This window comes from Paenibacillus forsythiae T98, assembly GCF_000520735.1.
GTDB classification, from domain to species: Bacteria; Bacillota; Bacilli; order Paenibacillales; family Paenibacillaceae; genus Paenibacillus_AQ; species Paenibacillus_AQ forsythiae.
This window is the reverse complement of record NZ_ASSC01000112.1, coordinates 1-366: the sequence shown is the minus strand read 5'-3', so window position 1 is coordinate 366 and position 366 is coordinate 1. Positions and strand designations below refer to the sequence as shown.

Genomic DNA, 366 nt, shown 5'->3' with positions numbered 1-366 from the left:
TGGCTTTTTTAGCAGTTCACGCAGAATCTCAAGCTCCAGTTCTTTTTCTCCAAGCACCTTCATGGCCTTTTCATAGCGTTGTTCCACATCCTGCAGTCGTTGAAGCTCTTGCAAATGCTCGTCTGCAACCGGAATATCCTCGGCTGGAATCGAGTCACGGAGATCCCTGATCCACCCGCGTATGGTTTCGGGATGAATGTCATACATGCGGGATAACACCCCCACCTTAACTCCAGCCAACGCTTCCTTAACGATTTTCAGCCGTTCTTCCTCTTTCAACCTTTTTCCCATTCTCGTCCTCTCTCCCTTATCTCCAGTTTAAATTATTGGGTGGGGAGACTCCAGTTTAATTGGGGGGCCTAAGAG

The 366-nt window shown here is 48.6% G+C and carries 1 protein-coding gene; it reads right to left on the bottom strand.

Annotated elements, in window-relative coordinates:
* Positions 1 to 291, bottom strand: a 291-nt coding sequence (locus L692_RS0103825; protein WP_025697365.1) for a helix-turn-helix domain-containing protein, incomplete at its 3' end; no start/stop codon positions are given.
* Positions 292 to 366 lie beyond the last annotated feature (75 nt).